Source organism: Gemmiger formicilis (assembly GCF_016901605.1).
Classification (GTDB): Bacteria; Bacillota; Clostridia; order Oscillospirales; family Ruminococcaceae; genus Gemmiger; species Gemmiger formicilis_B.
The window spans coordinates 1-410 of the sequence record NZ_JACJKP010000475.1; the positions used below are offsets into that span (position 1 = coordinate 1).

Sequence of the window (410 nt, forward strand, 5' to 3'; positions counted from 1 at the left end):
AGCGGATTTTCGCCCTTTTGTACGCGCAGGCTGAAATAGGGGCGACCCAGAGCGTTGTACAACACGCGGTGGGGATACTGGTCCATCACCGCGGCCAACTGCTGCGGACCTACCACATCGGAGTAGAGGATCAGCATATCGCTGCGCTGCACAATCTCCACAATGCCTACACGGGCGGCGGTCACACGTACCAGCGATACATCCACCAGCCCCTGTACGCTCTTGGGCGGGCTGCCGTAACGGTCAATCAGTTCATCCAGAACATCCTCGGCGTCAGCGGTGGTTTCAATGGCGGCAATCCGCTTGTAGGCTTCAATGCGTCCGGCCGGATCGGGAATGTAATCTTCCGGCAGGTAAGCGTCAATGGAAATATCCACCAGACAGTCGCTTTTGTCGGGCGGCGGTGTTTC

1 protein-coding gene is annotated in these 410 nt (G+C 58.0%); it reads right to left on the minus strand.

The features are described 5' to 3' along the window. The coding region (locus H6B10_RS15515; RefSeq protein WP_345941869.1) for a TRCF domain-containing protein at positions 1-410 on the minus strand (410 nt) is incomplete at both ends.